The organism is uncultured Nostoc sp., assembly GCF_964245445.1.
GTDB lineage: Bacteria > Cyanobacteriota > Cyanobacteriia > Cyanobacteriales > Nostocaceae > Nostoc.
This window is the reverse complement of sequence record NZ_CAXTNE010000227.1, coordinates 1-13,365: the sequence shown is the minus strand read 5'-3', so window position 1 is coordinate 13,365 and position 13,365 is coordinate 1. Positions and strand designations below refer to the sequence as shown.

At 42.4% G+C, this 13,365-nt stretch carries 19 protein-coding genes and 6 pseudogenes; 16 read left to right on the top strand and 9 right to left on the bottom strand.

The window, feature by feature from the left end; translation table 11 throughout:
* Nucleotides 1-59: 59 nt before the first annotated feature.
* From ACFE90_RS28610 to ACFE90_RS28600, 3 genes and pseudogenes are all read right to left on the bottom strand, one after another.
* Nucleotides 60-446 (bottom strand): annotated as a pseudogene (locus ACFE90_RS28610) (IS4 family transposase); the annotation flags it as partial.
* The gene (locus ACFE90_RS28605) at nucleotides 415-579 is read right to left on the bottom strand and encodes a transposase DNA-binding-containing protein (RefSeq protein WP_375505769.1); all 165 of its coding nucleotides are present in this window, start codon (nucleotides 577-579) and stop codon (nucleotides 415-417) included. The gene ACFE90_RS28605 and the pseudogene ACFE90_RS28610, both read right to left, overlap by 32 nt.
* Before the next feature lie 162 nt (nucleotides 580-741).
* Nucleotides 742-1,119 (bottom strand): helix-turn-helix domain-containing protein, encoded by a 378-nt coding sequence (locus tag ACFE90_RS28600; RefSeq protein ID WP_375505768.1) that lies wholly within the window; start codon nucleotides 1,117-1,119, stop codon nucleotides 742-744.
* Nucleotides 1,120-1,221: 102 nt separating this feature from the next.
* Between ACFE90_RS28600 and ACFE90_RS28595 the strand changes: the two genes are divergently transcribed.
* The 4 genes and pseudogenes from ACFE90_RS28595 (at nucleotide 1,222) to ACFE90_RS28580 (ending at nucleotide 2,651) form a co-directional block, all read left to right on the top strand.
* A complete protein-coding gene (locus tag ACFE90_RS28595) occupies nucleotides 1,222-1,485 on the top strand; it encodes a transposase (protein WP_375505767.1) in 264 nt (87 codons plus the stop codon).
* The gene (locus tag ACFE90_RS28590; protein ID WP_375505766.1) at nucleotides 1,478-1,624 is read left to right on the top strand and encodes a hypothetical protein; all 147 of its coding nucleotides are present in this window, start codon (nucleotides 1,478-1,480) and stop codon (nucleotides 1,622-1,624) included. Before ACFE90_RS28595 ends, ACFE90_RS28590 begins: the two co-directional genes overlap by 8 nt.
* Nucleotides 1,625-1,777: 153 nt before the next feature.
* Nucleotides 1,778-2,084 (top strand): annotated as a pseudogene (locus ACFE90_RS28585) (transposase).
* 111 nt (nucleotides 2,085-2,195) lie between these two features.
* Entirely contained in the window at nucleotides 2,196-2,651 is a 456-nt protein-coding gene (locus tag ACFE90_RS28580; protein ID WP_375505765.1) for a hypothetical protein, read from the top strand.
* A gap of 535 nt (nucleotides 2,652-3,186) precedes the next feature.
* Here ACFE90_RS28580 and ACFE90_RS28575 read toward each other — a convergent pair.
* Nucleotides 3,187-3,879 (bottom strand): 2,3-bisphosphoglycerate-dependent phosphoglycerate mutase, encoded by a 693-nt coding sequence (locus tag ACFE90_RS28575; RefSeq protein ID WP_375505764.1) that lies wholly within the window; start codon nucleotides 3,877-3,879, stop codon nucleotides 3,187-3,189.
* 153 nt (nucleotides 3,880-4,032) lie between these two features.
* Between ACFE90_RS28575 and ACFE90_RS28570 the strand changes: the two genes are divergently transcribed.
* Both ACFE90_RS28570 and ACFE90_RS28565 read left to right on the top strand, forming a co-directional pair.
* Nucleotides 4,033-4,191 (top strand): hypothetical protein, encoded by a 159-nt coding sequence (locus ACFE90_RS28570; protein ID WP_375505763.1) that lies wholly within the window; start codon nucleotides 4,033-4,035, stop codon nucleotides 4,189-4,191.
* A gap of 56 nt (nucleotides 4,192-4,247) precedes the next feature.
* Nucleotides 4,248-4,577 (top strand): annotated as a pseudogene (locus ACFE90_RS28565) (AIPR family protein); the annotation flags it as partial.
* Nucleotide 4,578: 1 nt separating this feature from the next.
* On the opposite strand, the pseudogene ACFE90_RS28560 reads toward ACFE90_RS28565, so the two are convergent.
* A pseudogene (locus ACFE90_RS28560) lies at nucleotides 4,579-5,289 on the bottom strand (ISAs1 family transposase); the annotation flags it as partial.
* A gap of 154 nt (nucleotides 5,290-5,443) precedes the next feature.
* Here ACFE90_RS28560 and ACFE90_RS28555 point away from each other — a divergent pair.
* The 3 genes from ACFE90_RS28555 (at nucleotide 5,444) to ACFE90_RS28545 (ending at nucleotide 6,412) form a co-directional block, all read left to right on the top strand.
* Nucleotides 5,444-5,737: an SDR family NAD(P)-dependent oxidoreductase gene (locus tag ACFE90_RS28555; RefSeq protein WP_375505770.1), complete on the top strand. Its 294-nt coding sequence runs from the start codon at nucleotides 5,444-5,446 to the stop codon at nucleotides 5,735-5,737.
* 235 nt (nucleotides 5,738-5,972) lie between these two features.
* On the top strand, nucleotides 5,973-6,137 hold the full coding sequence (locus ACFE90_RS28550) for a glycosyltransferase (RefSeq protein WP_375497207.1): 165 nt from the start codon (nucleotides 5,973-5,975) through the stop codon (nucleotides 6,135-6,137).
* Nucleotides 6,134-6,412 (top strand): hypothetical protein, encoded by a 279-nt coding sequence (locus ACFE90_RS28545; protein ID WP_375505762.1) that lies wholly within the window; start codon nucleotides 6,134-6,136, stop codon nucleotides 6,410-6,412. The genes ACFE90_RS28550 and ACFE90_RS28545 overlap by 4 nt, the downstream gene beginning before the upstream one ends.
* Here ACFE90_RS28545 and ACFE90_RS28540 read toward each other — a convergent pair.
* Nucleotides 6,382-6,738 (bottom strand): hypothetical protein, encoded by a 357-nt coding sequence (locus ACFE90_RS28540; RefSeq protein ID WP_375505761.1) that lies wholly within the window; start codon nucleotides 6,736-6,738, stop codon nucleotides 6,382-6,384. The two genes, ACFE90_RS28545 and ACFE90_RS28540, sit on opposite strands and share 31 nt — an antisense overlap.
* 14 nt (nucleotides 6,739-6,752) lie before the next feature.
* Here ACFE90_RS28540 and ACFE90_RS28535 point away from each other — a divergent pair, with 14 nt between their 5' ends.
* Both ACFE90_RS28535 and ACFE90_RS28530 read left to right on the top strand, forming a co-directional pair.
* Nucleotides 6,753-7,721 carry a hypothetical protein gene (locus ACFE90_RS28535; protein ID WP_375505760.1) on the top strand — a complete coding sequence of 323 codons (969 nt, stop codon included), beginning with the start codon at nucleotides 6,753-6,755 and terminating at the stop codon, nucleotides 7,719-7,721.
* On the top strand, nucleotides 7,703-8,038 hold the full coding sequence (locus ACFE90_RS28530) for a hypothetical protein (RefSeq protein WP_375505759.1): 336 nt from the start codon (nucleotides 7,703-7,705) through the stop codon (nucleotides 8,036-8,038). The genes ACFE90_RS28535 and ACFE90_RS28530 overlap by 19 nt, the downstream gene beginning before the upstream one ends.
* A gap of 307 nt (nucleotides 8,039-8,345) precedes the next feature.
* Here ACFE90_RS28530 and ACFE90_RS28525 read toward each other — a convergent pair whose 3' ends face one another.
* On the bottom strand, nucleotides 8,346-9,353 hold the full coding sequence (locus tag ACFE90_RS28525; protein WP_375505758.1) for an LLM class flavin-dependent oxidoreductase: 1,008 nt from the start codon (nucleotides 9,351-9,353) through the stop codon (nucleotides 8,346-8,348).
* Between the two features lie 601 nt (nucleotides 9,354-9,954).
* Here ACFE90_RS28525 and ACFE90_RS28520 point away from each other — a divergent pair.
* Nucleotides 9,955-11,196 carry a multidrug effflux MFS transporter gene (locus ACFE90_RS28520; RefSeq protein ID WP_375505757.1) on the top strand — a complete coding sequence of 414 codons (1,242 nt, stop codon included), beginning with the start codon at nucleotides 9,955-9,957 and terminating at the stop codon, nucleotides 11,194-11,196.
* Here ACFE90_RS28520 and ACFE90_RS28515 read toward each other — a convergent pair.
* Nucleotides 11,084-11,902, bottom strand: a complete 819-nt coding sequence (locus ACFE90_RS28515) for a cryptochrome/photolyase family protein (protein WP_375505756.1) — start codon at nucleotides 11,900-11,902, stop codon at nucleotides 11,084-11,086. The genes ACFE90_RS28520 and ACFE90_RS28515 overlap by 113 nt on opposite strands.
* Before the next feature lie 236 nt (nucleotides 11,903-12,138).
* On the opposite strand from ACFE90_RS28515, the pseudogene ACFE90_RS28510 reads away from it, so the two are divergent.
* The 4 genes and pseudogenes from ACFE90_RS28510 to ACFE90_RS28495 form a co-directional block, all read left to right on the top strand.
* Nucleotides 12,139-12,542: pseudogene (locus tag ACFE90_RS28510) on the top strand (DNA polymerase IV); the annotation flags it as partial.
* A 6-nt stretch (nucleotides 12,543-12,548) separates the two neighbouring features.
* Nucleotides 12,549-12,704, top strand: coding sequence for a hypothetical protein (locus tag ACFE90_RS28505; RefSeq protein WP_375505771.1), 156 nt, complete (start codon nucleotides 12,549-12,551; stop codon nucleotides 12,702-12,704).
* Between the two features lie 22 nt (nucleotides 12,705-12,726).
* Nucleotides 12,727-12,933: a hypothetical protein gene (locus ACFE90_RS28500; RefSeq protein WP_375505755.1), complete on the top strand. Its 207-nt coding sequence runs from the start codon at nucleotides 12,727-12,729 to the stop codon at nucleotides 12,931-12,933.
* Nucleotides 12,934-12,943: 10 nt separating this feature from the next.
* Nucleotides 12,944-13,234: a hypothetical protein gene (locus tag ACFE90_RS28495; protein ID WP_375505754.1), complete on the top strand. Its 291-nt coding sequence runs from the start codon at nucleotides 12,944-12,946 to the stop codon at nucleotides 13,232-13,234.
* Here the strand turns inward: ACFE90_RS28495 and ACFE90_RS28490 are convergent.
* Nucleotides 13,226-13,365 (bottom strand): annotated as a pseudogene (locus tag ACFE90_RS28490) (CopG family transcriptional regulator); the annotation flags it as partial. The gene ACFE90_RS28495 and the pseudogene ACFE90_RS28490 overlap by 9 nt on opposite strands.

The window sequence follows — 13,365 nt, the reverse complement described above, 5'->3', positions numbered from 1 at the left end:
TTACACCCAAAAGCCAGCCAGATTAAGGATTTGCGCTTTTCTTAGTGCCATTCGCCTAAGGGCTGAGTGCGGTGGAGATAAGTTAACCGTAAAAGCTCAACAGCTATCACGCTTAAAAAACCAATTAGGGTCTTCATCCCATCAGCAGCAAGCCTATATTTTTCTACCTGACATCCAGACTTAAAAATTTTATGGTATTCTTTAACACGCCAACGATAAGTATACCAGCGTAAAATTGTAGAAGCCATCTGCATATCTGCAATAACTTCCGTAGTCAACAACATCCACTCCACAGGTGTTTCACCATCTGGGCAATCAATCTCAGTGGCATAAACAGCATAAACGGGTAGAGGCTCACGGTTATCAAAACGATAGGGAGTACGGAGGTTAATCAGACAAAATCGTACAGCCAACTTAGTTTGACGGGCAGGACGCTGGCTCGTTTGAGTTGGTAAATATTTCTGACAGTGCTTTACCCAATCCCAGGTTTAGAGCATACCCGATTGACATTGCACGCTCATTCAATCGGCGATCACCCAGTTCTAAGGTTGCAAAATTCTTCTCCCACCAGTCCAGCATTGCTCGTCACCTTTAGCACCCAATTTTCATTACTGTACCGTATCTGCTGTGCTGTTTCTCAAATCCTTGTTCACCAAGCTTTTCGAGACTTAACGGGAAAAGTCAGATGGCTTTTTCTGGTTCGTTTCCAAATGACCCCCTTTTTTTAAGTACCTGCCTCAACTAGTCAGGACTTAACTTTACTGAGCGTTCTTTTTCTAATTTTTGAGCTAACTGAACACTGTTATATGTACGTAGTTCTTTCTCCAAACATTCTTCTAACAAAACCATGTCAGCTTCCACCCACCTTGATTTTTCTCCCCGCCCTGGTTTCTCCCAAAGCCCCTCTAAGCCAAGATACTCCCATCTATGCAACACTTCTCTCACTGTTTGGGCAGTCCAGTTAAAATGTGCTGCTATCTTCTCTACATACCAACCATGTGCGCTCAATCTAATCACTTCAGCTCTGTCTTTCACCTTCTGGGGTACATCTGCCGCTCTCAGGTTCAAAAGAGTTTTATCTTGCTCTTTAGTCAGAAATACCCTTAAACGGCTACCCATATCGCTGTTAGAGGCTATTTATAAAGTAAATCTAAAGAAGAGTTGTCAGGTAGAAAGGCAACGATAGGATACTGCATAAGCAGTATATCTACATAGGAAGTAATGAAGCCAAAGGTTTATTCTACAGACCTTAGTGACTCAGAATGGGCAATTTTAGCGCCTTTGATTCCACCAGCTAAACACGGTGGGCATCCGCGAACAACAGATATGCCAAAAGTATGCAATGCTATCTACTACCATCTAAAGACAGGTTGCCAGTGGGATATGCAACGAGCGAGACTTTCCTGCCAGTGCAACTGTTTACAGCTACTATCGCAAATGGCAGAAACGAGGTATCTGGGAGCAAATGAATCATACTTTGCGTGATCAAGTTCGTCAAAAAATGGGGAAGTCAACTCAACCAAGTGCCTTAGCAAAGCTCGCCGTAGGCATCGCAGCAGATAGCCAGTCGGTCAAAACGACGGAAAAAAGGGAGCCAGTGCGTTGGGCGGCTCTGCCGACTTGAAGCAACTGGCGTGGGATGTGTACGGCTTTGATGGTGGCAAATTAGTTAAGGGGAGAAAACGCCAAACGATAGTTGATAGCCTTGGGCTATTGCTCAAAGTTGTTGTCAGTGAAGGAAACGCCCCCCTATTGAGTGCTTGCAGGCTATGCTTTGATGGAACTGCTAGAAGAACATCCCGAAGTCTTGGAAAAAGTCGAGGTAATGTGGGTTGATTCCGGCTATAACGGTGATAAGTTTGCCCTAGCAGTGTGGCTGATGATTCAAGCTCATGTTGAGGTAATGCACCGTACAGGAAAAGAATTTGAGGTTTTACCTAAAGGCGCTTGTTGTAGAAAGAACATTTGGATGGTTTAACCAATATCATCGTCGAAGTTCGGATTATGAGCCTCTTCCTGAAATGAGTGAAGCTGCCATATATGCTGTTATGACTCGTGTAATGTTGCGTCGTCTTGTTGTCTAAAGATTTACTTTATAAATGGTCTCTTACCTTTGTAGACGCATTGTACGTATTTATTTATCTTTACATAGTTTGGTTTTTTACCTCGTTCTACTTATAGCACAGACATTAGCTGTGCAAAGTTTTGATTCTATTCCCACTGTTTTAATGATTGGCAAAAATTTACCTCAGACTAAGTGCGAGAACCAAGCCGAAGATTTTGTCGTCAAATATTCTGCACCTACTGTTTCAATTACAGTTAAAAACTTGTCACTAATTTGGAGTGAAAGAATCGAATCATACAAAAATCCCATATCTGCAACGTCCAGTCAAGTCACAACTCATATAAAAAACAAAAAACTTACTAACTATCAGTTGGATCAACTTAAAAAACTGATTCAATCAAGTGGCTTTATGAATTTAGCAGCAGAGTATGGTGCAGCGATTAATCAAAGGTACTATTCTTATTCTATTTCAGTATGTTTAAACAATCAAGAGAAAAAAGTGTTTTTAAGAAGTAATCCGGGTGATGGTAAAAGTCCTGAAGCATTCCGAGTCGTGGAAGATTATTTGCGACAGCTAATTAAGTAGTACACTTACTCCACTATCGTCTGGGATCAAGCCAAAATTTTTGCCTGGATAGTTTGTGCCTTCTTATACAGCGTAGATGATTGCTGTAACCAGTTTGTCAGAGACGGCTGGTGTTAAACAGTAGTTAATATCCCAATGTCATCGCCACTAAAATGGGCAGAAGAATTTTGAGTTCTGTAATCAAGCTATGGAACTCCATTTAAAATTAAATATCAAGATGTGAGTACCTTTGTCCTCAAGTTCAAACTCATTTAGTCGTTGCACAACAATTGCTCATGCTTTTTTTTGTGGATTTAGGAATTAAAAAAGATAACACTGATGTCGTGGTTAAGCCAGTCACAAAACTCAAACCAGTTTTGAGGATTTGACGACGTTTAGGACTCTTAAAGATATTTTCTAAATTAGGCTTCATAATTGAAAAATTCCATAACTTAATAAATCTTATTTTTTCTATTTGATCAACAATTTTCCTGATGAAACCCACAAAATATTAAACTTTCAGAGACATAGTACTGAAATCTCAATTTTTGATCAGCTAGATAATTACAGAACTTGTTACTTTTCCTTGCTCATTAATGTCATAGACAATCGGAACACTAGTCGCAAGTTCAAGGTTGGGTATTTCTTCAATACTAAGGTTATCTATATACATGATAATTGACCGTAGAGAATTGCCGTGGGCAGAAACCAGGACGTTATCTCCATCTTTTATATGGGGAAAGATTCGATTTTGAAAAAATGGAATCGTCCTTTTGGCAGTGTCTTCAAGACTTTCTCCTCCTGGTGGTCGTTTAACAAATGAACGCCGCCATTCATGCACCATGTCTTCACCGAACTTTTCTGTGGTTTGAGCTTTGTTTAATCCCTGTAAATCACCGTAATAGCGTTCATCAAGTTTTGCACACATGAAAATAGGAATTTCCTGACTTTTATCTCCTTCATAGTTATCCCAACCATGCCAATCGTGATCTGAGGCGTTATGTTTGAATACAGGGCTTTTACCAGCGCAAGTTTCTAAGCATTCAGTTAGACAAATAGCACTTGTCTCAATGGCACGAACCAGTAGGCTAGTGAAACACACGTCAATTCGATAATTTCTAATTTTTTTTGCCGCCGCAATCGCCTCAAGGCGACCTAGATGACTTAGGGGGACATCAACCCAGCCGCTAAATCGGTTGGCTGCATTCCAAGTACTTTGACCGTGACGAATTAGAATGAGTTTTGCCATTATGGGTTGAAGAAAGCAGTAGACTTCTTAGCATTGTGGGGGAAAGCGGAAGGTGGGACCCCTGAAGGGGTAAGGGGCGGGGGGCAAAGGGATGGAATTTACCTTTTAACCTTTCCCCAACATCTTACAAAAGGAACTTTTGCAAGATGTCTAGTGAATGCAGCATTTTGGTTGGATGTACCGATTGAGCAGCGCCTACGGCAAAAGTTAGAGTTGAACTTGATTTTGAAATGGCTCACACCTTTCAATTACCGAGAACTGGTGGCGTTGGGGGCAGCCATTTGGTTAACCAGAGCAACAATGCCACAATGAAACAACGATAACAGATACAGTAACGTTAACCGATTAATTTCATTGCCAGATTTACTATGCCCAAGACCTGGAACCTAAAGATAGATAACTATTTTCAAGCCAACCCCAATTGCATCATCGCCACTGCCCATGTAGACAGCTTCCCGATAGACCTACCGCTAGAACCGAACATCCGGGAACCCAACCGCAAAAGCGCGACCTACAGACAAATCTTCGACTCCCTAACGACCGAACCTGCAAAATTCTTCTCTCGTCACAGTGGAATCGTTTTGTCAGCTAATATTGCTAAACCTGTCAAGAACAAAACTGAACTGGAGCTAGAAGTTTTAGAAGCCTCGGAGGGGGGTAGCGACGGTATTATCAACAGAGGGCATACAGTTTTAGCTATTGTTCTACTTGATGGTAGAGAGTCGGATGATTTGCCTTGAGTGCCAGAACATAATCTGCTTTTTTGTGGATAATCTTGTTGGCAATCTCGGTTTGAGTTCCCATTGCATCAATAGTGATGATAGAGCCTGTGATATCCAGTAACTCTAATAATGCCGGAATTGCTGTAATCTGATTAGATTTATCTTCCACTTTCATCTGTGCCAAGACCAAATTTTGTTCACTTGCCCAGGCACTAATTACGTGCAATGCGGATTTACCTTGATTTCGGTCATAAGAACCCCTAATGGTCTTTCCGTCTATGGGAATTATCTCTCCTCCCATCTTCGTCACTAGGGTTTCTATCCATCTCAAGAAACAACGGTTTAATTCTTCTGGATTGATGAACTCAAATACCCGTCGAAAGGTGTGATCGGAAGGGATTCCATTTGGTAATGCTAAAAATTCTTCTAACCACTTTTGCTTACTGATGCCGTAGTTCTCCATGTCTTCCCATCCTTGCGCTCCACCTATGACTGCCAGAATCGCAATTACCACGATATCTGTGAGTTGATGTTTCTTTGTTGGCTCTACTCTTGGGTCTGTGATGTCTCCAAAATTCTCCACTAAACTTTTTTGAATAGCTTCAATTGATGCCACCTGTCCTGGCTTGGGCTGATGACGATTGCTTTTTTTAGCTTTACCAGATTTAGTTTCAAATCCTGCCGACATACAGTTTTATTCCAGGAGTTTTCTTTCTTGAGCGCATTTTTCATCTCATTTCTTTTGCTCTGATGTCAAGTGCATTTTTTATTTGGTTTCGGATGCTTGTCTTTGTTCTTTTGTCAAGTTGCTATTATACCAAATTAGATGAGCTTACCCTGGTATTATTGTTAACTTTAGTTCTGGCTGGGGACGTTCGACTTGGGCCCAAGTTGCACCATATTGTGCATCTAAGTGGGCAATAGAAGGATTAACTCGTTCTTTGGCACAAGAATTGCCAACTGGTATGGCAGCTATACCCCTCAATCCGGGGATTATTCATACTGATATGCTTTCTATTAGCTTTGGAGAAGAAGCTGCTAATTATACATCCGTGTCCGATTGGGTATTGAAAGCTGTTCCATTTATTCTCAATTTAAAACCCAAAGATAACGGTATTCCCTTAACAATTTCATGAAATTGATCATGGTTGAATTGTTTTGACTGTATATTAACCAATACAACAGCGATGTCTACGACGGGCTGCGCCTACGCAATTGGCTCAATGTAGTTGAGTTAAGAAAATTCCTCTGTGGAAGTAAGGGAACGGGGAGAGAAAAAACAGGCTGATCTCAACTGGATTAGCTTATCGCCCAGAGGCACAAGAAATTAGTACAATTTTTGAATACTTATGTTTTCAGCAGGAAAAAGATTTGAGCCAAAGTCTACCGATAGCACCAAGCCGAAAACTGAAGATTACAATCCTAACAGTAGGTTCAAGAGGAGACTTGCAACCATACTGCGCTTTGGCTATTGGATTGAAACGTGCGGGGCATGAAGTAACGCTGGCCCTGATGAGAACTTTGAACCATTTGTGAGGAAATTCGATTTAAAGTTTGCAGCGATCGCTGCAAATATTCAAGAGTTTTTGCAATCGAAACAAGGGCAGCGATTGATTGCGGGAGAAAAGTTGAAAAAAGAAGAAGCAGATAAGCTTTTGCTTCAACAGTTGCAGTCGGCTTGGGTAGCGTGTATTGGAAGTGAGGTGATTATCTACACGCCGCTAGCTACCTTTGGATATCATATTGCAGAGAAATTAGGCGTACCTTGCTTTTTTGCAGATCAGCCTGTTTGGGGTGAAAAGCTAACCTGACTGGGAATAAGCCCTGCACCAATACCATACAAGAAAGTATCAGAAGAAACCTTAGCAGAGGCGATTAAAGTAGTACTAGGCGATGAGAAGATGCGCTCAAAAGCCCAAGAGTTGGGAGAGAAAATCAGGGGTGAGGATGGGGTGGCAAATGCTATTGAAGCATTCCATCGGCATTTGGGGTTAATTGAGTAAGTTAATAACTTTGGTCTGCTCTGGTAGTCATAGCAATAAACGAAACGACTGGTATCTGTCGAATCGGCGTAGCGATTAACAGAGATGCTCTTAGTAGAAAAGCAAATTGGTGACAAAATTAAGATGTTAGACATTCATATATCTAGTAATGATTAGTGGAATTTTTGAAAATTGTGTTGGCTCAAAGGATATTGAAGCTACTCTGAAATATTGGGCGGAGTTCGGTTATCGAGAAGTTAACAGGGGAGAACTTTGGGCAGAACAAGCAGGGTTACTCTACGGACATAAGTCTGATTTGACATCTATACGACTACAAAACGGCAACTCGGCAGATCATGGATTAGTGCGGGTGATGTGGTGGAAACAACCTCGCAATGAAGGTTTAGGTGACACTTTGCCTGTTGTTGTCGGTAGCCGATGGTTTGCATCTCTGACGAAAGATATTTATGCGGTAGCCGATGCATTTACCGACGACAAAGCCAATGGGGGCGACTGGATTTATACAGAACCAGTTCGGGCTATTGAAGCTACAGGTAATCAAGGAACTGGCTTATATAATCGCTTTGTTGGTGTGAGGGAAATGTTTGTGATTGGTTGTGAAACCCGACAGGCATTTTTCCAGCGATATAATTACAATCGTCCTGGCTACGGCACAGTTGAACCGAGTTCTCCACTATCGGTAAGCGAAGGAACTCACTCTAGCTTCATCACCTCTGACCACGCCCTAGCATCGTTTTATGCAGATTTTTTTGGACTTATACCATTAGAGACTAATGGTAAGCGATCGGGCTATCAAAAACCCTCTACTCGCCAGATATTAATGCTTTGTCAGGGGCAAGAGTTTTATCTTTCGGCTTTCGCTTCACCTAAAACTAATGTGGGACTTTTGCAAGTCTATAGTCCACTTTACCCGACGCCAGATAAACGGGAATACTCTCAACCTGGTTCAATCGGATTGAGTCTTTTCACTTATCGAGTTGAGGATATTGCCGCTTTTCATCAGCGCGTTAGGAGCAGCACTGCTACTAGCGTTACAACAATTATCTCTAATGAATTTGGTGAACTCTGTTTTGGGTTAGTTGCACCGGATGGAATGTATTGGGTGATAGTTGGTTAGATTTAGTAGTTTATAAGACTTATACCAATTTGAAAAATGTTTGTCGGTTAGAGCAACATGAAACGCGAGTCCGCACATTAACTCTGAAAGTCAAGTTTTCTGACTATCATCAGATAACGCGCAGTAAAACAATGCTTGCTCCCATCGGTGAACTCTCTACGATTTTTGAAATAGCCAAAACATTGTTTTTATCAATTGACCTGGAGAATCGCAGTATTAGGTTACTGGGCATTTCGTTGTCTAACCTTGATAACGCCAAACAATCTCAAGCTATTCAATTGCCATTATTTCAAGATGCAGATATCACTTGGGAGTGATTGACTTAATGCACTGCCTGAAACAGCGATCGCTCCACTCAAGAAATTACTCATCTCAACAAATAGCGAACCTTAGTGCCATTCCACTATAGCTAATAGTCTATTGAGTAGTACCAATAGCAGATTTCAATTGAAGTTTAATATTTGTACCTTTTTTCGGGGCAACTTCTCCACCAGGGCTAGACAAAACAAAAGCAGCCGCAGCAGCACCACCTACCAGTCCACCATGCTTGAACTTAGCTTGATTACCAAGAAAATGACCTGCTTTGGATGAAGGAAATATTGAGCAGTAGCAAACGCAGCTTCTTTAGACATAATTCCGCACCTCTTGGTTATAAAGTGCCAAACTTTCAAGTTTTTTTTGCAGGTCTAATGAGGAGGGATTGAGTGCTAAAGTGCCTAAATTCAGTTCATCTTGAAATCGTTTTATTTTGTCACGACAGGTAGTTACATCACCAATAATTGAGTTTTCTAGTAAATCATTTTCATTAAAAGACGCTTTTTGCCCACTGATTGGCATCAGATGTTGGCTGTGATTATCGTCACTTTGAACTTGATTTTTAACAGCTTTCATTCTCTGGCTAAAAATCCGAAGAAAAGGCAACGCTTCACTCACTGCTTCTTCATTTGTGCGAGCAACAAAAAAGAACCGTGCTAACATCAATCGATCGGAACCACTGGAATTAATAGCACGATATTTCGTAACATTGCTTTTGAGAGTATTTAAAGAAAACTGTGTTCCTCCCATTAAGCCAAGAGATTTGACAGCACTAAACTTAAGCGTGTCATCATCGCTAGTTGCTACATATACTGAAATCGATTTCTGCAAAGGTTTTGGATAAATAGTCACACCAAGGCACTGATAATATTCACCAGTAAATGACACGTCAGTGTAATAGAGCAACTTATGAATCAATGTGATTGCTTCTAAAGTTTTAGCGCGAGATTCACTCATAGAAGTAGCAAAATGCTTGTTTTGTTCGGGGAACGGACCACCCTTAGCAATTCCAATAGAAAGTCGTCCGTTGCACAAATTATCCAGCGTGGCAATGCTTTGTGCAATAATAATTGGGTTATGAAATGCCAGCAATAATGCTGCTGAACCTAATCGAATTTTGTGAGTTATGCCTGCTAAGTGTGCCATTAACACTAAAGTCGATGAGCTAACGCTGAAATCGTTAAAATGATGCTCTGTTATCCAAGCTTCTTCAAAATCCAAGCTTTCTACGTATTTTACTAACGTCACTTGCTCAAAAATCACACGATAAGCATTTTGATCATGATTTTCGTAATTACAGAAAAGTCCTGTTTTCATAGTCAGTATTTTTATGATTGTGTTCTAAAGCATTGCGATTTTAATCATTTGCGGGCGGGGAGCGAAACGTTTTATTTGAATTTGGTACTGTATAAAAAGGTCGGCGAAGCAATTTTTTCCTTTACTACCCCAGGTTGCCACTGCCGGGAGACGAGGTTGTAAACTTGTAAGCTGTTCCAATCACCACATTAGCAATCACTTCCACATTCACACGCCCAGGCGGAAGCTGATCGTAACTCTTAATACTGCTAAGTAATTCAGGGATGACTGATGCCCAATGTTCATCAAGCCGTTAGTAAAGATTTTCTACCAAAAGCTCAAGCTCTCTAAGAGGATGTTTTAAAAGTAGGGGGCTATTGTAAGAAAGCTGACAAAGCGTATGCTGAGATTTTTAGATAACAGCACCTTGTGAGTGAGCGAATGACTAAAGCATACGCCCTGCAATTTTCTATGTGAACAGTGGGAATTGATCGCAGGAGAGTTTCCATTAGAAAAACTCGGCGGTCGTCCACAGTTAAAAATAATCTCATTATTCCCTACTTATTAACAAAGGTTTTAGATACAATCGCCCTATCCCAATCCCCTTTAACGAACTCAAAAAATGCGAATTCGACCCAAATCTCTAGGCTTTACGATCTTGTTGGGGGCGCTTTCTGCACTACCGCCCTTGTCAATCGATATGGGGCTACCAGCATTCCCGACAATCAGTGCGGCGCTGAGAACGTCATCAGGCGCGGTGGGACTAACACTTAGTTTGTTTATGCTTGGTTTTGCGATCGCCCAGCTCGGTTTTGGCCCACTTTCAGATCGTTATGGACGTAGGCCAGTTTTACTCGCAGGCTGTGGAATATTTGCGCTGGCTGGTGTAGTCTGTGCTGCGGCACCATCGATCGGTACTCTGATTGCTTGGCGCTTAGTTCAAGGTGCGGGTGCTGGTGCCGGCATGGTGGTGACGCTGGCAATCGTCCGAGATTTATTTGATGGCCCAGAAGCACGGGCGCAACTTTCTTACGTTAACCTAGTGATGAGTGTAGCACCGATGATTGCACCTACAATCGGTGGATGGGTTTTGGCACTCATAGGTTGGCGGGGAATCTATGGTGTGCTAGGTGTGGGAGGATTAGTGCTGGTACTGGCTGTTGCTTTTGGACTAAGTGAGTCTCTTGTTCAGCGTGATCTAAATGCAATCAAACCACATCGGCTAATCAATAATTATAGAAAAATTCTCACCAATCCCATTTGCCTTGGCTATGCCCTTGTCAATGCACTTAACTTTGGATGTATGTTTGCCTACGTTGCCGGCTCACCATTAGTGATGCTCAACGTTTTTGGTGTCTCAACCACAATCTACGGTTGGCTATTTGCATCAACCGCCTTTGGGATCATGGTAGGTTCATTCCTGAATGGGCGCTGGAGTATCCAAGGTGTGCCACCTTCACGATTACTCAGTATTAGCTTAACTGTCGCTGTCGTTTCCACAGTGGCACTTATGGTTGTGTCAGTGAGTAGTGCAGCCCAAGTCGCAACACTCATGCCATTGCTGGTGCTAAATACCTTTTGTCGTGGCATCATTTCACCGAATGCTATGCATGGTGCCATCCAACCAGTACCAGAAAGTACTGGAGTTGCAGCCGCCGTAGTCGGATTTCTGCAAATGCTCGGTGGCTCACTAGCAAGTGGGTTAGTGGCTTTCCTTTATGATGGGCACAGTGCGTTCGCTATGTCTGGTGTCATGGCAGCATTTGCGATCGCCTCTTACGCCGCCTATACTTTACTAGCACGTCCCGCCGAACGTCGTTATTTGTCGAACTACCAAGACGCCAAGAACGCCAAGAATTCCTAAAAAGTGCGTAAGTCAATACCTTTGCCAAATAAAATAGCCAGATATCGGACAAGTCTGCGTCATTCGTTAGTTTTTGTTTAAGTGACTGCAATCGGTCGATAATAACATCTTGTGTAATTGAGTCTGGTTCAAACCATAAAGTTTCGGGTAAGGTCAGTTTGCCTTTTGGTGGTTTGCGATTTTGCTTGTCAAAGTTCCATCGACCACCAACAGGTTGGTTGCCCTCCATGAGAATGTTGAACCGCTGTCGTCCTTGACGATAAAAGTCTTCCATGATTAAACGTTTGCGACCACTGGCCCATTGTTGGAACTCTTGGTCACTCCAGATGAAGCGATTATTGGGTGTAAAAGTGACTTGAATTGTCAGTTCTAGCTTTTGAATCAACGCAACAAAAGGGCGATCCGTTGGAGTCATCACCCGCAGTTCGCTAATTTGGTATGAATTTATCCATTCAACTAAAGGTGTTTTGAAATCTTGGCTTTGAGTGTATGTGACTGCCCAGCCAAGCGATCGCAATTCGGCAGCAAAGTGACGCATGGCTGACCAGACCAATACCAGTTTTTGCAAGTGATAAGGAAGTTGCCCTGCATGGGCAAGAGATTCGATAAAAATCACAGGAGTCTGTTGGTGTTGTTGTAGGCAACTCTCTAGCGCTGACTGCTGTGCCCAAAGTTGATCTCCGAGAACCCAAACACCCATAGTCATGCCCTTGCTCCCTCTCATACCGTGCGTTGGCAACGTGATGACAAAATGCTACTCAATCAAGTGTAACGCTATTGTTACAAAAACTTTCTCAATGAAAAAGCAGATGAAAGCCCAAAAGCGCTAGTGCTAATGTACTATTGTGATGAGAAATTTCTCAAATATTCAGATTGAATCATAAATTTACCAGAGAATAGTCGTTCCCGCCACTTGGTAGAAATGGTAATACTTCAACAACAATGCAGACGAGGAAGATAGTTCACGTAGATATGGATGCCTTCTACGCATCGGTGGAACAGAGGGACAACCCTAGCTACCGAGGAAAACCGTTAGTCGTCGGTGGCAGTCCGAATCAACGAGGCGTGGTTGCAGCCGCCAGTTATGAAGCTCGTAAGTTTGGTATTCACTCCGCGATGCCGTCAGTAACTGCAATCGCTAAATGCCCCGGACTGATATTTGTTAGGCCAAGATTCGATGTCTATCGAGAGATTTCTACTGCAATCCACGCTATCTTTAAACGCTACAGTGATTTAGTGGAAGGAGTTGCATTAGATGAAGCATATTTGGACTTACTGAGAATAGGCAAAACATCCCCTACGCTTCTACGATTGCAAGACACATCAAAACTGCAATTTTCCAGGAAACGAAATTGACGGCAACTGCGGGTGTGTCAATTAATAAGTTTCTTGCAAAAATGGCATCAGGGCAGAACAAGCCCAACGGACTAACCGTGATTTTACCGGAGCAAGCGATGTCTACGACAAGCCGCAAGCGTCTACGCCTTTGTAGAGCAACTGCCAATTGAAAAGTTTCACGGCATTGGAGAGGTGACGGCGGCTAAAATGCACTCGCTCGGCATTCACACTGGCGCAGATTTGAAGGGGCGATCGCTCTTGGAACTAACACACCACTTTGGTAAAGCAGGACAATACTACTACAAAATTGCCAGAGCAGAAGATGACCGCCCAGTTGAGGCGAATCGGGTTCGTAAGTCAATTGGTGCAGAAACCTCGTTTGCACTCTTACTTAAGTGATTATAGTGAAATGTTACAAGAACTCGAACAGATTGCCCAAATCGTCGAGCAACGGTTAGAGCAGCACGAAACGCGGGGCCGCACATTAACTCTGAAAGTCAAGTTATCTGATTATCATCAGATAACGCGCAGTAAAACCATGCTTGCTCCCATCAGTGGACTCTCTAAGATTTTTGAGATAGCCAAAGCACTGTTTGAGTCGATTGATCTGGAAAACCGCAGTATTAGGTTACTGGGCATTTCCTTGTCCAATCTGGATAACGCCAAACAAACCCAAGTAATTCAATTGCCACTATTTTAGAATGGGAACATCATATTTTAGCGTAGGTGTAGTCTGTTCAGACGCTGACAACTCGGTTATGGAGAGAGAGCGAATTAACTCCCGAATCACATCAGTTGCAGGTCTACCTGTCATTGCACAATATCGTTCAA